The organism is Sphaerisporangium viridialbum, from assembly GCF_049674955.1.
In the GTDB taxonomy this organism is placed as follows: domain Bacteria; phylum Actinomycetota; class Actinomycetes; order Streptosporangiales; family Streptosporangiaceae; genus Sphaerisporangium; species Sphaerisporangium viridialbum.
On the sequence record NZ_CP187232.1, the window covers coordinates 3379683 to 3398384 of the forward strand.

Sequence of the window (18702 nt, forward strand, 5' to 3'; positions counted from 1 at the left end):
GTGTGTACACCCGCTGAAATGGGCATTTAGTCATATATCGGGGGAAAGGGCGTAACCATGCGTCGTCGGGAGGTGCTCGCACTCGGCGCCGGGCTCGTCGCGCTGGCCGCCGGATGCGGCACCACCACCGGCTCGCGGACGCTCGCCTCGACCGGGCTCTCGATGGTCGTCCCCGGGCCGTACGGGGGCGACTCCGACCGGCTCGCGCGGAGCCTCGCGGGCGTGGCCGAGCGGGCAGCCCTGGCCGGCCGGATGCAGGTGGTCAACCGCCCGCCGCACGCCGCGCTCGCGGAGTTCGCCCGCGCGCGGCGCGCCGACCAGATCCTCATGGCCCAGCCCGAACTGGTCGGCACCGTACGGACCGTCCGCCCCTCGGGCGCGTTCGCGCGCACCACGCCGCTGGCCAGGCTCTGCGGCGAGTGGGAGGTGCTGGTGGTCCCGGTGTCCTCGCGCCTCGGGTCGTTCGGCGCGTTCGCCGACGCCATGCGGCGCGACCCTGCCAAGCTGGCGGTGGCGGGCAGGGCCGAGGGCGGGATGGACCACGTGCTGTTCGGCATGCTGGCCCAGAGCCTCGGCCTGGACGCGCGCCTGCTGCACTACGTGGCCTACCCGACCAGCGACGAGGCGGTCACCGCGCTGGCGGGCGGCCGGGTGGTGGCGGCGGTCGGCGGCCACGCCGGGGTGCGTGAGCGCGTACGGGCCGGAGAGCTCCACGTGCTGGCGGTCTCCTCGCCCGACCGCATCCAGGGAGTGGACGCCCCGACGCTGCTGGAGTGCGACGTGCACCTGTCGTGCGCCAACTGGCGCGGCCTCCTCGGCGCGGGCGACCTGGCCGACGACGACCGGGCCGCCCTCGTCGGCCTGTGCCACGACGTCGCGGGCTCGGCGCGCTGGAGGGAGCTGTGCGCGCGGAACGGCTGGACCCCGTTGTACCTGGAGGGCGAGGACTTCCGGCAGTGGCTGCGCGTGGAGTCCGCCCGCCTGAGCCGGGCGCTCGGCGAGCTCGGCCTGCGGGTGTGACACGCCGCCCCCGAACGTGTGATACGGGCCCGAAGGCATCAGGTGAGGGCCCCCTGACACAACCTGTAGGGGTTGTTGCGGCGCCGTGCACTACATGTAGGATCCAGATCTGTTGCTGGTTCGCTCTCCTGAGCGAGTAATAGGGAACCCGGTGAGATTCCGGGGCTGCCCCGCAGCGGTGAGCGGGAACGACCGCCGTCACATGAGCACTAGGCCGCGCACGCCTGGGAAGCGACGGCCACTAGGCGTGAGAAGACGCCCGCGAGTCCGAAGACCTGCCGGTGACATGTCGTCCAGGCCCCGAGGGAGGGCCGCGGGCGGGGTATCCGGCGTGCCCGCCTCGGCGGCGCACGCCGGTCGTGCTCCGACGCGTGCTCACCTCCGGGCGAACCGAGCCCTACAAGGGAGAGCACGTGACCGTGACACGCGATTTGCCGTACCAGGCCGGGGACAGACGCCTGGCCATCGAGGAGGCCGCCGCCCGGGTCGTCACCGACCCCGCCAACTCGCGGATCGCCGCCGGCCTGCTGGCCGAGGAGATCGCGGACGAGGCGGCGGCGCACGGGGTGCGGACGTTCTCGGAGTCGATCGCCGCCACGCACGAGGCCGGGCTGGTCCAGGACGCGCTTGCGGAGTTCGTGCGGGCCAACGCGGCCGTGCTGGACGACCTGGTCGACGCCGAGGCGGACGCCCGTTTCGAGTACTTCGGCCTGCGCACCGTGTACGACCGCTACCTGCTGCGCCACCCCGTCACGCGCGGCGTGCTCGAAGCGCCGCAGCACTTCTTCCTGCGCGTGGCCTGCGGGCTCGCCGACACGGTGGCCGAGGCCGCGGAGCTCTACCGCCTGATCTCCACGCTGTCGTACCTGCCCAGTTCGCCGACGCTGTTCAACTCCGGGTCGCGGCGCCCGCAGCTGTCCTCCTGCTTCCTGCTCGACTCGCCCCGCGACGAGCTGGAGGCCATCTACGAGCGGTACGGCCAGATCGCGCGGCTGTCGAAGTACGCCGGAGGCATCGGGGTCTCCTGGACCCGGGTGCGGGCGCGCGGCTCGCTCATCCGGGGCACCAACGGCCACGCCAACGGCATCGTGCCGTGGCTGCGCACCCTGGACTCAAGCGTCGCGGCCGTGAACCAGGGCGGTCGGCGCAAGGGCGCGGCCTGCGTCTACCTCGAACCGTGGCACGCCGACGTCGAGGAGTTCCTCGAACTGCGCGACAACACCGGCGAGGACGCCCGCCGCGCCCACAACCTCAACCTGGCGAACTGGATCCCCGACGAGTTCATGCGCCGGGTCGAGGACGACGGCGTGTGGTCGCTGTTCGACCCCAAGGACGTCCCCGAGCTGGTGGACCTGTGGGGCGCGGAGTTCGACGCCAGGTACCGCGAGGCCGAGGCCGCCGGGCGGTACGTCCGGCAGCTTCCCGCGCGCACCTTGTACGGCCGGATGATGCGCACCCTCGCGCAGACCGGCAACGGCTGGATGACGTTCAAGGACGCCGCCAACCGCGCCTCCAACCAGACGGCCCGCGCCGAGAACGTCATCCACCTGTCCAACCTCTGCACCGAGATCCTGGAGGTGACCAGTGACGCCGAGACCGCGGTGTGCAACCTCGGCTCGGTGAACCTGGCCGCGCACCTGGTGGACGGCGAGGTCGACTGGGCGCGGCTGCGCGCGACGGTGACGACGGCCGTGCGCTTCCTCGACCGGTCCATCGACCGGGGGTTCTACCCCACGCCGGAGGCGCAGGCAGCGAACACGCGCTGGCGCCCGATCGGCCTCGGCGTGATGGGCCTCGCCGACGTCTTCTTCTCGCTGCGGCTCCCCTTCGACTCGCCTGAGGCGCTCGCGCTGTCCACCCGGATCGCCGAGGAGATGGCCCTCGCCGCCTACTGGGAGTCCGCGAGCCTCGCCGAGAGGCACGGAGCGCACCCGTCGTACGCCGACACGCGCGCGGCAGGGGGAGTCCTGCACCTCGACCACTTCCCGGCGGCGAGTCCCGTGCACCCCGCCGAGTGGGCGGAGCTGCGCGAGCGCATCGCGGTCACCGGCCTGCGCAACTCCCTGCTCCTGGCCGTCGCGCCCACCGCGACCATCGCCTCGATCGCCGGATGCTACGAGTGCGTCGAGCCGCAGGTGTCCAACGTGTTCAAGCGCGAGACGCTCTCGGGCGAGTTCCTGCAGGTCAACCGCTACCTGGTGCGCGACCTCCAGGAGCGCGGCCTGTGGACGCCGGAGGTCAGGGACGCGGTCAAGCGCGCCGAGGGGAGCGTGCGGGAGATCGCCTCGATCCCCGAGGACCTCAAGTCCCTGTACCGCACCGCCTGGGAGCTGCCGCAGAAGGCGCTGATCGACCTCGCCGCCGCGCGGCAGCCGTACATCGACCAGTCGCAGTCCCTCAACCTCTTCATGGCCACCCCGACCATCGGCAAGCTGTCCTCGATGTACGCCTACGCGTGGCGGGCCGGGCTGAAGACGACGTACTACCTGCGCTCGCGGCCCGCGACGCGCATCGCGCAGACCACCGTGGCGGCCGAGCCGAGGGTGGCGCCCCAGGCGGCGGCGCCCGTGCAGGTGCTCGCGGCCGTGCCCGACCCGGACGCCGTCGCCTGTTCCCTTGAGAACCCCGAGATCTGTGAGGCGTGCCAGTGATGTTGCTCGACCCCGGAATGGACCTGACGCTGCGGCCGATGCGGTACCCGGAATTCTATGAGCGGTACCGGGCCGCGATCCGCAACACCTGGACGGTCGAGGAGGTGGACCTGCAGTCGGATCTCGCCGACCTCGCCAAGATGAGCCCGGGGGAGCGGCACCTGATCAACCGCCTGGTGGCGTTCTTCGCGACCGGCGACTCGATCGTGGCCAACAACCTCGTGCTCAACCTGTACCAGCACGTCAACGCCCCCGAGGCGCGGCTGTACCTCTCACGGCAGCTCTTCGAGGAGGCCGTGCACGTGCAGTTCTACCTGACGTTGCTGGACACCTACCTTCCCGACCACGACGAGCGGGCCAAGGCGTTCGCGGCGGTCGAGCACATCCCCTCGATCAGGGACAAGGCGGAGTTCTGCTTCCGGTGGATCGACTCCATCAACGAGCTGAACCGCCTTGAGACCGGGGACGACCGCAGGGCGTTCCTGCTCAACCTGATCTGCTTCGCCGCGTGCATCGAGGGCCTGTTCTTCTACGGCGCCTTCGCCTACGTGTACTGGCTGCGCTCGCGCGGCCTGCTGGGCGGGCTGGCCACCGGGACGAACTGGGTGTTCCGCGACGAGTCCATGCACATGGAGTTCGCCTTCTCGGTCGTGGACACCGTACGCGCGGAGGAGCCTGAGCTCTTCGACGACAAGCTGAGCGCCGAGGTGACCCAGATGATCGAGGAGGCGGTCGCCGCCGAGCTGGCGTTCGCCCGCGACCTGTGCGGCGAGGGCCTGGCCGGCATGAGCGCGGACCAGATGCGCCAGTACCTCGAATACGTCGCCGACCGGCGCCTGGCCCGGCTCGGGCTGCCGGAGCGGTACGGCACGGCCAACCCGTTCGCCTTCATGGAACTCCAGGACGTGCAGGAACTGGCGAACTTCTTCGAGCGCAGGGTGTCCGCGTACCAGGTGGCGGTGGAGGGCAGCGTGAGCCTCGACGAGGCCTTCTGACCCACCCTGATTTCCCACGATCAGCGGCACACGGTAGGAAAGACGACGAAGGAGGCGTCGCCTGTGTCACCAGCAGTCAACTGGTTGGTCCTGGTGGTCGTCGTGCTGGCGGCCATCGTGGCGGTGGAGCTGCTCAGGCGGCTGCTGAGATCCCACCGGGTCAACGGCCGCTTCTCGCTCGCGGGCCCGGTCGTCGAGCGCTGCACGTGGCCGGGGTTCGCGACGGCGGCCCTGGTCGCGTTCAACACCGGGTTCGCGCCGGGCATGACCGGCAGGGCCGCCTCCTACGCCGTTGAGCAGACCATCACCGTCCTGCTGATCGCGTGCGTGGCCTGGCTGGTCATCCAGGCCGCGTACGCGGTGACGGACGTCGTGCTCGCGCGGCTCGGCACGATCGAGGGCGACGGCAACCGCAGGGCCCGCCGCATCCGCACCCAGATCACCCTCGTACGGCGGGTGGCCGCCGCCGTCATGATCGTGGTCGCCGCGGGGGCGATGCTGTTCAGCTTCCCGGCCGTGCGGGCGCTCGGCGCCGGGCTGCTGGCCTCGGCCGGCATCGCCGGCGTGGTGGCGGGAATCGCCGCGCAGTCCACGCTGAGCAACCTCATCGCCGGGCTGCAGCTCGTCTTCAGCGACGCCATCAGGCTCGACGACGTGGTGGTGGTCGACGGGGAGTGGGGCCGCATCGAGGAGCTGACGCTCACGTACGTCGTCCTGCGGCTCTGGGACGAGCGGCGGCTCATCCTGCCGGTCTCGCACTTCACCACCACCCCGTTCGAGAACTGGACGCGCCACGGGAGCCGTGTCATCGGGCACGTGATGCTCCGGGTCGACTGGTCGGTGCCCGTCGAGGAGATCAGGACGGAGCTGTACCGGCGCCTGCGCGAGCACCCGCTGTGGGACCAGAAGGACTGGACCCTCCAGGTGACCGACGTCCAGCCGAACGGCCTGGTGGAGCTGCGGGCGCTGATGAGCGCCTCGGACGCGCCGAGCGTGTGGGACCTGAAGTGCGACATACGCGAGCACCTGGTCACCTACATCAGGGAGAAGCACCCCCAGGCGCTGCCCCGGCTCCGGGTGGACGACGTTCCCCCCGACCTGGTGGCGGACTAGTCAGTTGCCCGACGGCCGCAGCACGCGGGTGCCGCCCGCGATGAGCGCCGTGGCGAGGATCCAGCCCGACGCGATCAGGATGTTCGCCAGCCACTGCGTCCAGCCCACGGGTTCCCAGGCGCCCCGCTGCTCGAAGAGGCTCACCGGCACCAGCAGGTCGAGCGTGTAGGCGAAGGGGTGGAAGATCCGCCGCTCGTCCAGCCCCACCTGGCTCGGGGGATGGGTGGCGAAGACGGCCGTCCCGACCGACAGCAGGAGGCCGAACCACACCCCGGCGAGCCAGGGGCGGTGCCCGTACCCGACGACCATGTCGAGCAGGTAGCCCGCGAGCCGTCCCGGGACGCGCAGCGTGGAGCGCCTGGCCCGCTGCTTGGCGAGCAGGACGCCGCGCGCGTCCTGGTCGTGGCCGATCCTGCGGTACCAGGCGGCGAGCTGCTCGTAGGGCTGCGGCCGGTAGCCCAGCGGGTCACGGCCCAGCCATGCCAGGCGGTCCGTGAGCGAGGTGTTCCCCCGCAGCGACTCGAAGGTGAGCCCGTTGAGGCGTACGCGCCCGGCATAGGCGCCGGGGTGGTCGAGCAGGACGCCGATCCGCGAGTAGCCGAGGTTGATCTCGCCCCGCACGGACGCCGGGGTCAGGATGAGCTCGTCGACCTGCATGTGGCTGAGGTGCAGGCAGCGGTCGGGGGCGCTCACCACGGCCCGGTCGAAGGAGAGCACTCCGGTGACCCGTGCCCCGCGCAGCCGTACGGTGCCGTCGGCGGTGAACCCCGCGCTCAGCTCCACGCTCGTCGCGCTCATGTGGTCGGCGTACACCGCGTGGGGGCCGGTGCTCGTGATCACCGCGCGCTGGAGGTAGAGGCCGCTGTTGAAGCGGGCGCCGATCAGCCTCAGCCCGCCGGTGGTCCGCAGGTCGCGGCAGAAGGCGCCGCCGTCCACGGTCAGGCCCCCGGCCCACAGCGCCCAGTGGTTCGGGTCCCAGCCCCGATCGCGCTTCTCGGCCTCGGTCAACGGCCGGCTCCTGTCCTCCTTGAAGCTTTCTGAGGCGATGGCGGCGGGCTGGTCCGGCGCGGACAGGTGGGTACGGCTGAGGCGGAACTGGCCGGCGATGTGGGCGTTGTCAAGCCGCACTCCCGCGTGGACCGTGCACGAGTCCAGCTCGAAGAGCCCCTCGACCGTGCAGCGGGCCGCCCGGATGCGGCGGAGGTCGCAGCCGCGGAAGCGCATGCCCTTGGTGGTGGCGTCGGTGAGGGAGACGACGCCGGACAGGTGGCAGTTCAGCAGGTGGAGCTTGGTGGTGAGCGTCGCGTCCGAGAGGTCGACGTCGCCGACGACGCGGGCCCCGGCGAGCCGCAGCCCCGCCACCTCCCCGGGCCTCGCGGGCTGTGCTCCGAGCATGAGGGCGATGATCACGCCGGCGCGTACGGTGCGCTCCCGCCCCCACCGTGCGCCCTTCGCGGGGTCGTCGCGCCGGTGGTCACCGGTACGCAGGTCGACCCAGGCGCCCGAGGGGTAGGCGTCCCACACCTGTCGTTCCGTCGGCGTCAGCCGCCAGAATGGCCGTGATCTCCGCACATCGGGACCTTAGCGCGAGATACGGGGCATTGGCGGGGCATGTCGCGTACATGATCGACTGGACGGGTCCGCCGTCAGTCCGGCTCGATGTGCATCGCCCGCTCCTCGGCGGAGAGGTCGCCGTCGTCCGGGCCGATCTCCTGGGCGTACTCCTCGGAGTCCACGTCCGGATGGGCGCCCTCGTCGGGGGCGACGAACCGGTACTCCTCCCGGGGAACGCGACCGCGCTCGGGCGCCTCCTGCCACACCCGCCGCGAGATGCCGTTCCTGTCCTCGGGATCGTCCTCGGCGATCTCGTGGCCGATGGGCAGGTTCTCCGTCCATTCCTCTATCTGGGTCAGCTGCTCGTCATCGCCCATGTCATCGGGTCCGCGCGTGGTTTCGGTCATACCTGATGCCATACCCCTATCTGGCAATATCTCGCTCAGAGGCGGACCTGAAATCGCCCGCCCTGCGCCGCATCCTCAAAAGGCCCGCCCGCCGCTACCTCTCGATGACCTCGTTCTTGCCGATCACGACCACGCCCTCCCTGGTCACGGCGAACCGCGAGCGGTCGTGTTCGAGGTCGAGCCCGATGCGGGCGCCGTCCGGGATGACCACGTTCTTGTCGATGATCGCCCGCCGGACGATCGCGCCCCTGCCGACCTTGACGCTTCCCATCAGGACCGAGTCCTCGACCTGGGAGTGGGAGTGCAGCACCACGCCGGGCGACAGGATGGACCGCGAGGCGACGCCGCCCGAGACGATCACGCCGGGCGAGACGAGCGAGTCGACGGCCCGTCCCACGCGGTCGCCGTCGTTGTGCACGAACTTGGCGGGCGGCAGCGGGTCGTGGCCGGTGTAGATCGGCCAGCGGTCGTTGTAGAGGTTGAACACCGGGTGCACCGACACCAGGTCCATGTGCGCGTCGTAGTAGGCGTCCAGGGTGCCGACGTCGCGCCAGTAGCCCCGGTCGCGCTCGGTGGAGCCGGGGACGGCGTTGTCGGCGAAGTCGTACACCTCGGCGCCACCCGACTTCACGAACATCGGGATGATGTTCCCGCCCAGGTCGTGCTTGCTGCTGGGGTCGAGGGCGTCCTCCCGCAGCGCGTCGATCATCGCCTGGGTCTTGAAGACGTAGTTCCCCATCGAGGCGTAGACCTGGTCGGGAGCGTCCGGCAGGCCGATGGCGTCGGTCGGCTTCTCGCGGAAGGCCACGATCCTGTGCCCGGCCGGGTCGGTCTCGATCACCCCGAACTGGTCGGCCAGCGAGAGGGGCTGGCGGATCGCCGCGACCGTGACGTCCGCGCCGGACTCGATGTGCTGCTGGACCATCTGCTGGGGGTCCATGCGGTAGATGTGGTCGGCGCCGAAGACGATGCAGTGCTCGGGCAGCTCGTCGTAGATGAGGTTGAGGTTCTGGAAGAGCGCGTCGGCCGACCCGGCGAACCAGCGCGGGCCGAGCCGCTGCTGCGCGGGCACCGGCGTGACGTAGTTGCCCAGCATGGTCGACATCCGCCAGGTGCGTGTGACGTGCCTGTCGAGGCTGTGGCTCTTGTACTGGGTCAGGACGACGATCTTGAGGTAGCCGCCGTTGGTCAGGTTCGACAACACGAAGTCGACCAGGCGGTAGATTCCTCCGAAGGGCACCGCCGGCTTGGCGCGGTCGGCTGTGAGCGGCATCAGCCGCTTTCCCTCGCCACCGGCCAGCACGATCGCGAGGATTTTGGGCGTCGTCATAGGAGGACGCTACCCGGCTTTACCCAGCTAAACCCGTCGAAACACCGCCAAACGCTAAGGTTTAACCATGCGTGTCGATCTACTGAGCCGTGAATACCCGCCAGAGGTGTACGGCGGGGCCGGGGTCCATGTCGAGTACCTCGCCAGGGAGCTGCGGAGCCTGGCCGATGTCCGGGTCCGCTGCTTCGGCGCGCGGCGCGACGAGGGCGGGGTGGACGCCTACCGCGTCCCCGGCGGCCTGGAGACCGCGAACCCGGCGCTCCAGGTGCTCGGCGTCGACCTGGAGATGGCGTCGGCGTGCGAGGGGGCCGACGTCGTGCACAGCCACACCTGGTACGCCAACTTCGCGGGCCACGTCGCCAAGATGCTCTACGGCACGCCGCACGTGGTCACCACCCACAGCCTGGAGCCGCTGCGCCCCTGGAAGGCCGAGCAGCTCGGCGGCGGCTACACCCTGTCCTCCTGGGCCGAGCGCACCGCCCTGCTCGGCGCCGACGCGGTCATCGCGGTGTCGGAGGGCATGCGGCGCGACGTGCTCGCCTGTTATCCGGAGATCGCGCCCGGCCGCGTGACGGTGATCCACAACGGCATCGACACGGGCGAGTACGCCCCGGACCCCGGCACCGGGGTCCTGCTCGCGCACGGCATCGACCCCGCCAGGCCGTATGTCGTCTTCGTCGGGCGCATCACCCGGCAGAAGGGGCTGGTACACCTGCTCCGCGCGGCGCGGTCCTTCGCCCCCGACGCCCAGCTCGTGCTCTGCGCGGGCGCGCCCGACACCCCCGAGATCGCCGCCGAGGTCGCGGGGCTGGTAGAGGAACTGCGCGAGAGCAGGGCCGGGGTGGTCTGGATCTCCGAGATGCTGCCGAGGGCCGAGGTCATCCAGATCCTCACCCACGCCACCGTGTTCGTGTGCCCGTCGGTGTACGAGCCGATGGGCATCGTGAACCTCGAGGCCATGGCCTGCGAGACCGCCGTCGTGGCCACCGCGACCGGTGGCATCCCCGAGGTCGTCGCCGACGGCTCGACCGGCCTGCTCGTGCCGATCGACCAGGGGGCCGACGGCGAGCCGCGCGATCCGGAGGCCTTCGCCGGCGCCATCGCCCAGCGGGTCAACGCCGTGCTGTCCGACCCCGAACTGGCCGCCTCGATGGGCAAGGCGGGCCGTCAGCGGGCCGTCGAGCACTTCTCCTGGCCGGCCATCGCCGCCCGCACCCAGGCGCTCTACGACGGCCTCCGAACAAATGCCGCGCGGGGTGCGTCTAACACGGTATGAAGCCATCCAACGACGCCAGACGGCTCGCCCTCGTGTCGGCCGTGGTGGCGGGTGTGGTGACCGTGTCGGCCGCCTGCGGTTCCACCGCCCCCTCCGCGCCCTCCGTGTCCTCAGCGTCCCCCGGGCAGGAGGTCACGACGGCGGCCCGTACGGCCGCGTCCGCGACAGGGGTGGTGACCACGGGCTCCACCGGCACCGGCTCCACGGTCGCCTCGCGGGGAGTGCGGGCGGCCGGTTCCTCCACCGGTTCCTCCACGGGCTCGGCCGCCGCCGCGAGGTGCCACACCGGGTCGCTGGCGGCACGCGTCGGCGCGGTGAGCCCCGGCGCCGGCCAGCGGTACGCGCCCCTGGTGCTCACCAACAAGTCCGCCAAGACCTGCTGGGTGTACGGCTACGTCGGCCTGATCATGATCGACGGCAGGGGCGACGTGCTGCGCACCAGGACGCGCAGAGACGGGACCCAGCCGCGCCGGATCACCCTCCGGCCGGGAGCCGGGGCCTACGCCAAGATGCACTGGACCGTGGTTCCCACCGGGCGCGAGACCAGGTGCCCGGAGTCCGCGCGGCTCATCATCCTGCCGCCCGACGAGGTCGACGCCCACCTGGAGATCCCCTTCAAGGCGGCCCCCTGTGACGACGGCCGCATCGACGTCTCCCCGATGGCGGCCGGTACCCACCTCTGACCGCCTCGGACAGGGCGGCCGGTCCACCTCTGACCGCCTCCGGCAGGGCGGCCGGTACCACTTCTGACCGCCTCCGGCAGGGCCGGCGGGCGCGGAGCCAGCGGTGATCATGAACACCGCCCTGGGTAAACTGTCGGCGTGCTTGCGATCGACCGGGTCAGGATGGCGTTCACCGACCGCCACGGCGGGGTGAGCGCCGGGCCGTACGGCACGCGCAACCTTGGCGGGTCGGTCGGCGACGATCCCGCGGCCGTCGCCGAGAACCGCGCGCGCACCGCGAAGGGCTTCGGGCTCGACCCCGGCGAGGTCGTGTTCATGCGGCAGGTCCACGGCCGCGACGTGAGCTACGCCGCCGGGCCTTTCGGGGCCGACCCGCCCTCGCTGGACGGCGTGTTCACCGACCGGCCGGGCCTCGGGCTCGCCGTGCTCGCCGCCGACTGCGCGCCCGTCCTGCTCGCCGACCCCGTCACGGGCGTGGTCGGCGGCGCCCACTCCGGCCGGGTCGGCACGGTGGCAGGCGTGGTGACCGCCCTGGTCGAGGCGATGCGCTCGCACGGCGCCGGCGACCTGGTCGCGCTGGTCGGCCCGCTGGCGTGCGGCGAGTGCTACGAGGTGCCGGAGGAGCTGCGCCGGGAGGTGGCCGAGGTGCTGCCGGAGGCCTGGTCGGTCAGCCGCGAGGGCACTCCGGCGCTCGACCTGCGGGCGGGCATCGCCGCCCAGCTCGCCCGGGCCGGGGTGACCGACGTCCGGCACGACGGCCGCTGCACGATCGAGACGGCCGGCCTCTACTCCCATCGCAGGGAGCGGCTGACCGGCCGGTTCGCGGGTTACGTCTGGCTCGACGCCGAAGGCTGAGCGGCCCCGCGCCGGCTCCGGTTCCGGTTCCCGGCCGGCGTGACCAGGGCGAGCCCGGTCACGATCGCGGCGCTTCCCAGCATCGGCGTCACGCCCGTGGCGAAGCCGGTGATCGTCAGCGTGAGCAGTCCCGCGCCGGCCAGCGCCGCCGACGAAAGGGCCCGCGCCCAGCCCGGCGCCCAGCCCGGCGCCCAGCCCGGCGCCCAGCCCGGCGCCCTGTCCGGCGTCCGGCCGGTGGCCCCGTCCGGCCTCCCGCCGAGCGTCCGGCCGGTGGTTCCGTACGAAGTGGCGGGCGGCTCCTCGAACCGGGCGAAGAGCCGGATCAGCGGCCGTACGACGAGCACGAGCGCGGTCAGCCAGATCGGCCACCCGGCCAGCCAGGCGGCGCCGCCGGGTGCGGGGGTCGCGATGCCCAGCCCCACGACCGCCACGCCCGCGACCACGAACAGCGCGCTCATGTGCCACAGGTAGACGGTCATCATGCGCGGCCCGGCCCAGGTCACGATCCGCCCGACGGCGGGCCTCGCCGCCAGCCGCAGGATGGCCGGGCGCAGGATCATCGCCAGCCCGATCTGCCCGAACGCCACGGCCAGCAGCGCGGCGGTCGGCGGGGCCATGTTCGACATCGCGGCGCCCGGCATCCCGATCATGCTGCCCGGATACGGCCCGAAGGCCACCAGGGCGACGGCGGCGGCGAAACCGCCGGCCGCCATCAGCCGGTACCCGCGGAGCCGCCCGCTCGCGTAGAGGAAGCCGAGCTGGTGCACCGCGAGCCAGACCAGCCCGACATTGAGGAACCCCGCAGCCTCCAGCCCGTTGAACCGCACCACGTCGACCACCACGGCCCCCGCGGCCAGCGCGGCGGGGACGCGCCAGCCGTACCGCTCGCCGAGGCGGAGCAGCACAGGGGTGAGCGCCACCGCGAGCAGGTAGATGGCGAGGAACCACAGCAGCTGCCCGGCCAGGCGGGCGGCCGTCTGCACCGGCTGCTCGGGCAGGCCGAGCGCGAGCAGCAGGTGGGGCAGGGGGATCCACACCACGGCGAGGGGGAACACCGGCCAGGCCAGGCGGCGCACGCGGCCAGCGAGCCAGAGCGGCTCGCCGCCCCCGCGTGCCAGGTGCGACCGGTGGCTGATCGCGTTGGCGGCCCCGCCCGCGAAGAAGACCAGGGGCATCACCTGGGTGATCCACGTGATGGCGAACGCTCCGGGAGTGGTGAACGCGTTGCCCGTGGTGATTCGGCCCTGAGCGTAGGACAGGACCGGGATGCTCCAGTGCTCCAGAACCACGACCGCGATGCCGAAAAGCCGGAGCAGGTCGATGAAAAGGTCGCGGCCCGGCCCCCTGTGGCGTGCGGGGGCGGAGGCGGGGCGGGTCACGCCTCCGCCGGTCACCTCGGCCTCGGGAGCGGTGATCGGGGGTCTTTCGAGCAGTGCCGGCACGGCGCACCTCGTATCGTCTGGGGGAGCCCTAGCGGGAAATCAGGGGAAATCCGATGGCTTGAGGCTCTCGCCGGCGACCCTGCCGGCGCAGTGACGGATACGGGTGTCTTCAGGGGAGATCACATGACTGTTTCAGGTAGGGCTGGCCCTACCCCGGTGAGACCGGCACACGGGGTCGAACGGGCCCCGGTCGCGCTCGTAACTTGGTCGCCATGAGATCCCTCCTCAAGCACCTTGGCGCCGACACCCGGTACACCCTGCTGGGGCTGCCCCTCGCCATCCTGAGCTTCAGCCTGCTGGTCCCCGGATTCGCCGCCGGGCTCGGCACCGTGGTGGTCTGGATCGGGCTCCCCATCCTGGCCGTGACCATGCTGGTGGCACGGGGTTTCGCCGACGTCGAGCGGCGCTGGCTCCCCGAGATCCTCGGCCGCCCGGTGGCCCGCCCGCGTTACAAGAAGCCCCCGGAGAACGCCGGATGGGCGCGCAGGCTGATCCAGCCGCTCGCGAACGGCCAGTCGTGGCTCGACCTGCTGCACGGCGTCGTGGTCTTCCCGATCGCGATCGTGACGTTCGTGGTGACCGTGACCTGGTGGGCGGTGACCGTGGCGGGCCTGCTGTACCCCCTCTACGGCTGGATCATCTCCAACATCCCCGGCAACACCCAGCTCCCCGAGCTGCTCGGATTCGGCCGCGGCTATCTCACCGACAGCGCGTTCTACCTGGTCATCGGAGCGGTGTTCGCCATCACCCTTCCGGGGATCGTCCGTGGCGCCGCGCTGCTCCAGGCGGGGCTCGGCAGGGCGCTGCTCACCGGGGTGGCCGAGCTGCACGAGCGCATCGACGACCTCACCGAGGGACGGGCCGCCGCGGTGTCGGCCGAGGCCAGCGCGCTGCGCAGGCTGGAGCGCGACATCCACGACGGGCCGCAGCAGCGCCTGGTGTACCTGGCGATGGAGCTCTCCCGGGCCCAGCGCCAGCTCCAGAAGGACCCGCAGGGGGCGCACGCGACGCTCTCGGAGGCGATCACGGCGACCCGCGAGACGCTCGACGAGCTTCGGGCGCTGTCCCGGGGCATCGCGCCGCCGATCCTGAGCGACCGCGGCCTCGCCCCCGCGCTCGCCGCGCTGGCCGGCCGCTGCATCATCCCGGTCGAGCTGGACGTGCAGACCGCCGAGCGGTACACCGCCGTGGTCGAGAACTCCATCTACTACGTGGCGGCCGAGACGCTGACCAACATCTCCAAGCACAGCAGGGCCGAGCTGTGCACGCTGTCGCTCAGCCGGGTGGGTGACACGCTGCTGCTCACGATCGGCGATGATGGGGTCGGCGGCGCACACGTCGCCAAGGGCCATGGACTGGCCGGTCTGGCCGACCGGCTGCGCGCGGTGGACGGCGAGCTGATCGTCCAGTCACCGGCGGGCGGGCCGACTTTGATCATTGCGGAGGTTCCGTGCGGGTAGTCGTGGCCGATGACGCCGTTCTCATCCGATCCGGCCTGGTGAGGCTGCTGGAGGAGTTCGGCTGCGAGGTGGTGGCCGCGGTGGGCGACGGCGACGCCCTGGTGAGGTCCGTCGCCGCCCACCGTCCCGACATCTCGGTCGTGGACGTCCGCATGCCGCCCAGCTTCACCGACGAGGGCCTGCGCGCCGCCGTCGAGGCCCGGCGCCAGGTGCCCGGCTCCCCGGTGATGATCCTTTCGCAGTACGTCGAGGTCTCCTACGCCGACGACCTGCTCGCCGACGCCCGGGGCGCGGTCGGTTACCTGCTGAAGGACCGGGTCGCCGACGTGGAGGAGTTCCTCGACGGGCTCCGCCGGGTGGCCTCGGGAGGCACCGTCTTCGACCCGCAGGTGGTGGCACAGCTGATGGTCCGGCGTCGCAGAGACGATCCCCTGGCGTCCCTGACCCCGAGGGAGCGCGAGGTGCTCGGGCTGATGGCCGAGGGGAAGTCCAACCCCGCCGTCGGCCGCCAGCTCGTCATCACCGACGGCGCGGTGGAGAAGCACGTCAGGAGCATCTTCAACAAGCTCGGCCTGTACGCCGACGACGGCGACCAGCACCGCAGGGTGCTCGCCGTCCTCGCCTATCTGAGGTCCTGACCCCTCGGGTCAGCCCGGGACGATCACGGTGATCGACGAGAACATGTGGCGGAAGCCGAGGCGTTCGTACACGCGCCGCGCAGGGTTGCCGTCGCTCACGGCGAGGCCGAGCGCGGGCAGGCCGTGCAGGGTGGCGAGGGCGAGGGCGCGGCGGAGCATCACGGCGCCGAGCCCGGCGAACCTCGGGCCGGGGGAGCGGAAGACGTCGAAGACCCACGGGCCGCCGGAGGGCGGATGGCCGCCGAGCACGCCGACCAGCACACCGGCCGCCACCTGGCCGTTCCGCAGGAGCAGGCCGCCGCAGGGGAGCAGCGGGCCGTAGGACTCACCGGCGAGCAATGGGGCGAGATCGCGCGCGAGGGCGGTGGCGTCGTCGCCCGCGTTGTGGTCGGGATGGCCGGGCGGGTAGGCGCTCCGCCAGGCGGGGAAGACCTCCTCGGCCGGGACGGCGTCGCAGGAGACCACGCCGTAGCCGGTCTCCGCCCATTCCGGCGGGGCGGGGTCGGCGCGGAGGTCGCGGGAGTAGGCGTGGGCGTGCCGGAGGCGCCGGCCGCCGGCGGACAGCAGACGCCTGCCGAGATCCTCGTCGCCCGAGACCACCCAGCCCGGCATCTCGCGGAGGATGACCTCCACCGCACCCGGCCCGAGCACCTGCGCGAGGTCGGCGTACGGGCGCCCGGCGCGGGTGCCCTCGACGTAGCTGAGCACAGGACGGCCCGCGGAATCGGTGACCGTACGGCGGCTGAGAGTCTCCACGTCGTCAAACGTTAGAGCGGATCCCCGAGGCCAGGCCACTTCTTTTCGGGTGATTTGTCGCCAAATATGATCATTTGTCTGGTTTGTCCGGGAGTATTTGCCGCAAATAGTGGAAAATTCAAGCGCGCCGAATTTCTGTAACGTTCTGGTACCAGCGAGACTGCAGAGGCGCTAGTGTGATCGCGCGCGCAAATGTCCCGATAGATCCCGGTAGGCACCCAGCGGCACGTTGCCCGGTTTATGCCGGCACTGCGTTATCTGGCGGAGGACGGGATGAATCAAACGCGACATCGACGAGCTCCGCAACGGTCTCGATCACGGGCCCCGATCGTGGTCGGACTGTTCACGTCCACGTCGCTCCTGGCGGGGACCGCTCTCCTCGGAGCATCGGTCCTCGTCGAAGTACAGCAGTTTCTGATCTTCTACGCGGGGGTGTTCACTCTCCTTGGACTGACTGGGACGGTGGTCGTCGGACTGGCCGCCACCGATCGCTTGATCCTCGCGGTACGGCACCGCGTGTTCATGCAGGGCCTGCACAGGGCGTTCGCCGTCGTGGCGGTCGGCTCCCTGATCACGCACGTGATCCTGCAGATAATGAGGGGGCGCGTGGCCCCCGCCTCCGCGTTCCTGCCGTTCGGCGGAGCCGGTTTCGCGATCGGCCTCGGCACCGTCGCCTCCGACCTGATGATCCTGGTGGCGGCCACGGGCGCCTTCCGCGGACGGTTCGTGGGCATCAAGTGGCCCTGGCTGTGGCGGGTGCTCCATGTCATGGCCTACGTCTCCTGGCCCGTCGCCATCGTGCACGGGCTCACGGCGGGACGGTCCGCGGCCGACTGGGTCACCATGTGCTACGTCGGCTCCCTCGCCGCGGTGGCGCTCGCCCTGCTCGTGCGGCTGGTGGTGACCGTCGGTCCCAAGGACGGCCCCGTCGCCGCCCGCCCGGCCAACATCGGCCGCAAGGCGGAGCAGATCCGCGTGGACGACGTGTTCGACGAGGAGTTCTGGGTGACGTTGAGAAAGGAGGTACGGCGATGACCACGTACGGAGTGCAGGACGTGTTCAGGATCGGGCCGGGCCGCCTGACCGCCGGCCTCGACAGCTCGCCGAGGCTCGACTACGACACCCACCGGCGGGTGCACGGCCACATGCCCCGCCTGCCGATCGACGACCTGATCGCGCTGGCCGAGCTCGGTGACCTGCGCGGCCGCGGCGGCGCGGGCTTCCCGTTCGCCCGCAAGCTCAGGGCCGTGATCGACTCGGCGGGACGCAGGGGAGCGCCCATCACGGTGGTGGTCAACGCCACCGAGGGCGAGCCCGCGGCGCACAAGGACAAGGTGCTGCTCACCCGGGCCCCGCACCTGATCCTGGACGGCGCCGACCTGGTGGCCAGGGCGCTGTCCGCCGTGGAGATCGTCGTGGGCGTGGCCCACGGCGGCCCCGGGGAGCGCTCGCTGCTCAACGCCATACACGAGCGGGGCATGACGGACACCGTACGGGTGGTCCGCATGCCCGACCGCTTCATCTCCGGCGAGGGCGGGGCGCTGGTGCGCGGCATCAACGGCGAGCGGCCCATCCCGCCCGGCCGCAAGGTCCGCTCCAGCGACAGCGGCGTGGGCGGCATGCCGACCATGCTGTCCAACGCCGAGACCTACGCCCAGCTCGCGCTGATGGCGATGCTGGGCGTCGACATGTACTCCTCGGTGGGCCTGCCCTCCGAGCCGGGAACGGTGCTGCTCAGCGTCACCGGCTCGGCGCGCCGCCCGGCGGTCGTGGAGACCCCCACCGGCGTCCGGCTCCGCGAGGTGCTCGACCTGTGCGACGCCACGGTGGGCCAAGGGGTGCTGCTCGGCGGCTACCACGGCAAGTGGATGTCGCCCGAGGCGGTGGAGCGGGCCGAGGTGTCCCGCGCCGGGTTCGAGGCCCTGGGCGGAGCGCTCGGCGCCGGCATCGTGGTGCCGCTCGGCTGGGACTCCTGCCCGCTCGGCGAGACCGCCAGGGTCGCCAGGTACATGGCCGGTCAGAGCGCCGGCCAGTGCGGGCCGTGCTACATGGGGCTGCCCGACCTGGCGCAGGCGTTCGGCGCGCTGGCCGACGGCACCGGGCACATCGAGGCGGTGCAGCGCGCCGCCGCGACGATGAAGGGCCGGGGCGCCTGCGGCCACCCCGACGGCACCGCGCGCTTCGTGCTGTCCGCCATCGACGTCTTCGCCGAGGACATCATGACGCACGCGGCGTACGGCACCTGCGGCGCCCCGGTGCGCGGCGTGCTGCCGCTGCCGGCCGAGCCCTCGTTTCGCGCTGCTGAGGCGCAGCTGATCCTCGACTGGTCACGCTGCGAGGGACACGGGCTGTGCTCGGAGGTCATCCCCGAGCTGATCAGGCTCGACCAGCACGGCTACCCGGTGGTCAGCACCGCTTCCGTACCGGGCCGGCTGGAAGGCGACGCGCGCAGGGCGATCGAGATGTGCCCCGCGCTCGCGCTCCGGCTGACCCCTGCCCCCACAGAGAGCAGGCGATAGGAC

Annotated in this window: 16 protein-coding genes and 1 riboswitch; of the genes, 11 read left to right on the plus strand and 5 right to left on the minus strand. The window is 71.7% G+C overall.

Annotated features, from left to right (window positions below; genetic code table 11):
• Positions 1–57 precede the first annotated feature (57 nt).
• The 4 genes from ACOZ38_RS14910 to ACOZ38_RS14925 all read left to right on the plus strand — a co-directional run bounded on the left by ACOZ38_RS14910 (position 58) and on the right by ACOZ38_RS14925 (position 5779).
• Complete coding sequence (locus tag ACOZ38_RS14910) at positions 58–1020, plus strand: tripartite tricarboxylate transporter substrate-binding protein (protein WP_405147248.1); 963 nt, start codon at positions 58–60, stop codon at positions 1018–1020.
• A 99-nt stretch (positions 1021–1119) separates the two neighbouring features.
• A riboswitch (cobalamin riboswitch) is annotated at positions 1120–1317 on the plus strand.
• Between the two features lie 116 nt (positions 1318–1433).
• A complete protein-coding gene (locus ACOZ38_RS14915; protein WP_424531214.1) occupies positions 1434–3671 on the plus strand; it encodes a ribonucleoside-diphosphate reductase subunit alpha in 2238 nt (745 codons plus the stop codon).
• A gap of 38 nt (positions 3672–3709) precedes the next feature.
• Positions 3710–4666, plus strand: coding sequence for a ribonucleotide-diphosphate reductase subunit beta (locus tag ACOZ38_RS14920; protein WP_405147251.1), 957 nt, complete (start codon positions 3710–3712; stop codon positions 4664–4666).
• Between the two features lie 63 nt (positions 4667–4729).
• Positions 4730–5779: a mechanosensitive ion channel family protein gene (locus ACOZ38_RS14925; RefSeq protein WP_424531216.1), complete on the plus strand. Its 1050-nt coding sequence runs from the start codon at positions 4730–4732 to the stop codon at positions 5777–5779.
• On the opposite strand, the gene ACOZ38_RS14930 is transcribed toward ACOZ38_RS14925, so the two are convergent.
• From ACOZ38_RS14930 to glgC, 3 genes are all read right to left on the minus strand, one after another.
• Positions 5780–7351, minus strand: coding sequence for a pentapeptide repeat-containing protein (locus ACOZ38_RS14930; protein ID WP_424531217.1), 1572 nt, complete (start codon positions 7349–7351; stop codon positions 5780–5782).
• A gap of 74 nt (positions 7352–7425) precedes the next feature.
• Positions 7426–7740, minus strand: coding sequence for a DUF5709 domain-containing protein (locus tag ACOZ38_RS14935; protein WP_424531218.1), 315 nt, complete (start codon positions 7738–7740; stop codon positions 7426–7428).
• A gap of 94 nt (positions 7741–7834) precedes the next feature.
• Entirely contained in the window at positions 7835–9070 is a 1236-nt protein-coding gene (gene glgC, locus ACOZ38_RS14940) for a glucose-1-phosphate adenylyltransferase (RefSeq protein ID WP_424531220.1), read from the minus strand.
• A gap of 67 nt (positions 9071–9137) precedes the next feature.
• Between glgC and glgA the strand changes: the two genes are divergently transcribed.
• The 3 genes from glgA (at position 9138) to pgeF (ending at position 11884) form a co-directional block, all read left to right on the plus strand.
• Positions 9138–10346, plus strand: coding sequence for a glycogen synthase (gene glgA, locus ACOZ38_RS14945; protein ID WP_424531222.1), 1209 nt, complete (start codon positions 9138–9140; stop codon positions 10344–10346).
• A complete protein-coding gene (locus ACOZ38_RS14950; RefSeq protein ID WP_424531223.1) occupies positions 10343–11029 on the plus strand; it encodes a DUF4232 domain-containing protein in 687 nt (228 codons plus the stop codon). Before glgA ends, ACOZ38_RS14950 begins: the two co-directional genes overlap by 4 nt.
• 162 nt (positions 11030–11191) lie before the next feature.
• On the plus strand, positions 11192–11884 hold the full coding sequence (gene pgeF, locus ACOZ38_RS14955) for a peptidoglycan editing factor PgeF (protein ID WP_424537013.1): 693 nt from the start codon (positions 11192–11194) through the stop codon (positions 11882–11884).
• Here pgeF and ACOZ38_RS14960 read toward each other — a convergent pair.
• On the minus strand, positions 11857–13326 hold the full coding sequence (locus tag ACOZ38_RS14960) for an acyltransferase family protein (protein WP_424531224.1): 1470 nt from the start codon (positions 13324–13326) through the stop codon (positions 11857–11859). The two genes, pgeF and ACOZ38_RS14960, sit on opposite strands and share 28 nt — an antisense overlap.
• A gap of 212 nt (positions 13327–13538) precedes the next feature.
• On the opposite strand from ACOZ38_RS14960, the gene ACOZ38_RS14965 reads away from it, so the two are divergent.
• Both ACOZ38_RS14965 and ACOZ38_RS14970 read left to right on the plus strand, forming a co-directional pair.
• Entirely contained in the window at positions 13539–14786 is a 1248-nt protein-coding gene (locus ACOZ38_RS14965) for a sensor histidine kinase (protein ID WP_424531226.1), read from the plus strand.
• Positions 14777–15424 (plus strand): response regulator, encoded by a 648-nt coding sequence (locus ACOZ38_RS14970; protein WP_405147274.1) that lies wholly within the window; start codon positions 14777–14779, stop codon positions 15422–15424. Before ACOZ38_RS14965 ends, ACOZ38_RS14970 begins: the two co-directional genes overlap by 10 nt.
• A 9-nt stretch (positions 15425–15433) precedes the next feature.
• Here ACOZ38_RS14970 and ACOZ38_RS14975 read toward each other — a convergent pair whose 3' ends face one another.
• Positions 15434–16180 carry a GNAT family N-acetyltransferase gene (locus tag ACOZ38_RS14975; RefSeq protein WP_424531228.1) on the minus strand — a complete coding sequence of 249 codons (747 nt, stop codon included), beginning with the start codon at positions 16178–16180 and terminating at the stop codon, positions 15434–15436.
• A 330-nt stretch (positions 16181–16510) separates the two neighbouring features.
• Between ACOZ38_RS14975 and ACOZ38_RS14980 the strand changes: the two genes are divergently transcribed.
• Together ACOZ38_RS14980 and ACOZ38_RS14985 are read left to right on the plus strand one after the other, a co-directional pair.
• Positions 16511–17215, plus strand: coding sequence for a hypothetical protein (locus ACOZ38_RS14980; protein ID WP_424531230.1), 705 nt, complete (start codon positions 16511–16513; stop codon positions 17213–17215).
• A complete protein-coding gene (locus ACOZ38_RS14985) occupies positions 17212–18699 on the plus strand; it encodes an NADH-ubiquinone oxidoreductase-F iron-sulfur binding region domain-containing protein (RefSeq protein WP_424531232.1) in 1488 nt (495 codons plus the stop codon). The genes ACOZ38_RS14980 and ACOZ38_RS14985 overlap by 4 nt, the downstream gene beginning before the upstream one ends.
• Positions 18700–18702: the final 3 nt, after the last annotated feature.

What these genes read in the sequence shown, in the direction of transcription:
- pgeF (WP_424537013.1), top strand. Translation starts at nt 11,192, where the DNA reads ATGGCGTTCACCGACCGCCACGGCGGGGTGAGCGCCGGGCCGTACGGC.
- glgC (WP_424531220.1), bottom strand. Translation starts at nt 9,070, where the DNA reads ATGACGACGCCCAAAATCCTCGCGATCGTGCTGGCCGGTGGCGAGGGA.
- ACOZ38_RS14950 (WP_424531223.1), top strand. Translation starts at nt 10,343, where the DNA reads ATGAAGCCATCCAACGACGCCAGACGGCTCGCCCTCGTGTCGGCCGTG.
- ACOZ38_RS14935 (WP_424531218.1), bottom strand. Translation starts at nt 7,740, where the DNA reads ATGACCGAAACCACGCGCGGACCCGATGACATGGGCGATGACGAGCAG.
- ACOZ38_RS14910 (WP_405147248.1), top strand. Translation starts at nt 58, where the DNA reads ATGCGTCGTCGGGAGGTGCTCGCACTCGGCGCCGGGCTCGTCGCGCTG.
- ACOZ38_RS14965 (WP_424531226.1), top strand. Translation starts at nt 13,539, where the DNA reads ATGAGATCCCTCCTCAAGCACCTTGGCGCCGACACCCGGTACACCCTG.
- ACOZ38_RS14920 (WP_405147251.1), top strand. Translation starts at nt 3,710, where the DNA reads ATGCGGTACCCGGAATTCTATGAGCGGTACCGGGCCGCGATCCGCAAC.
- glgA (WP_424531222.1), top strand. Translation starts at nt 9,138, where the DNA reads ATGCGTGTCGATCTACTGAGCCGTGAATACCCGCCAGAGGTGTACGGC.
- ACOZ38_RS14985 (WP_424531232.1), top strand. Translation starts at nt 17,212, where the DNA reads ATGACCACGTACGGAGTGCAGGACGTGTTCAGGATCGGGCCGGGCCGC.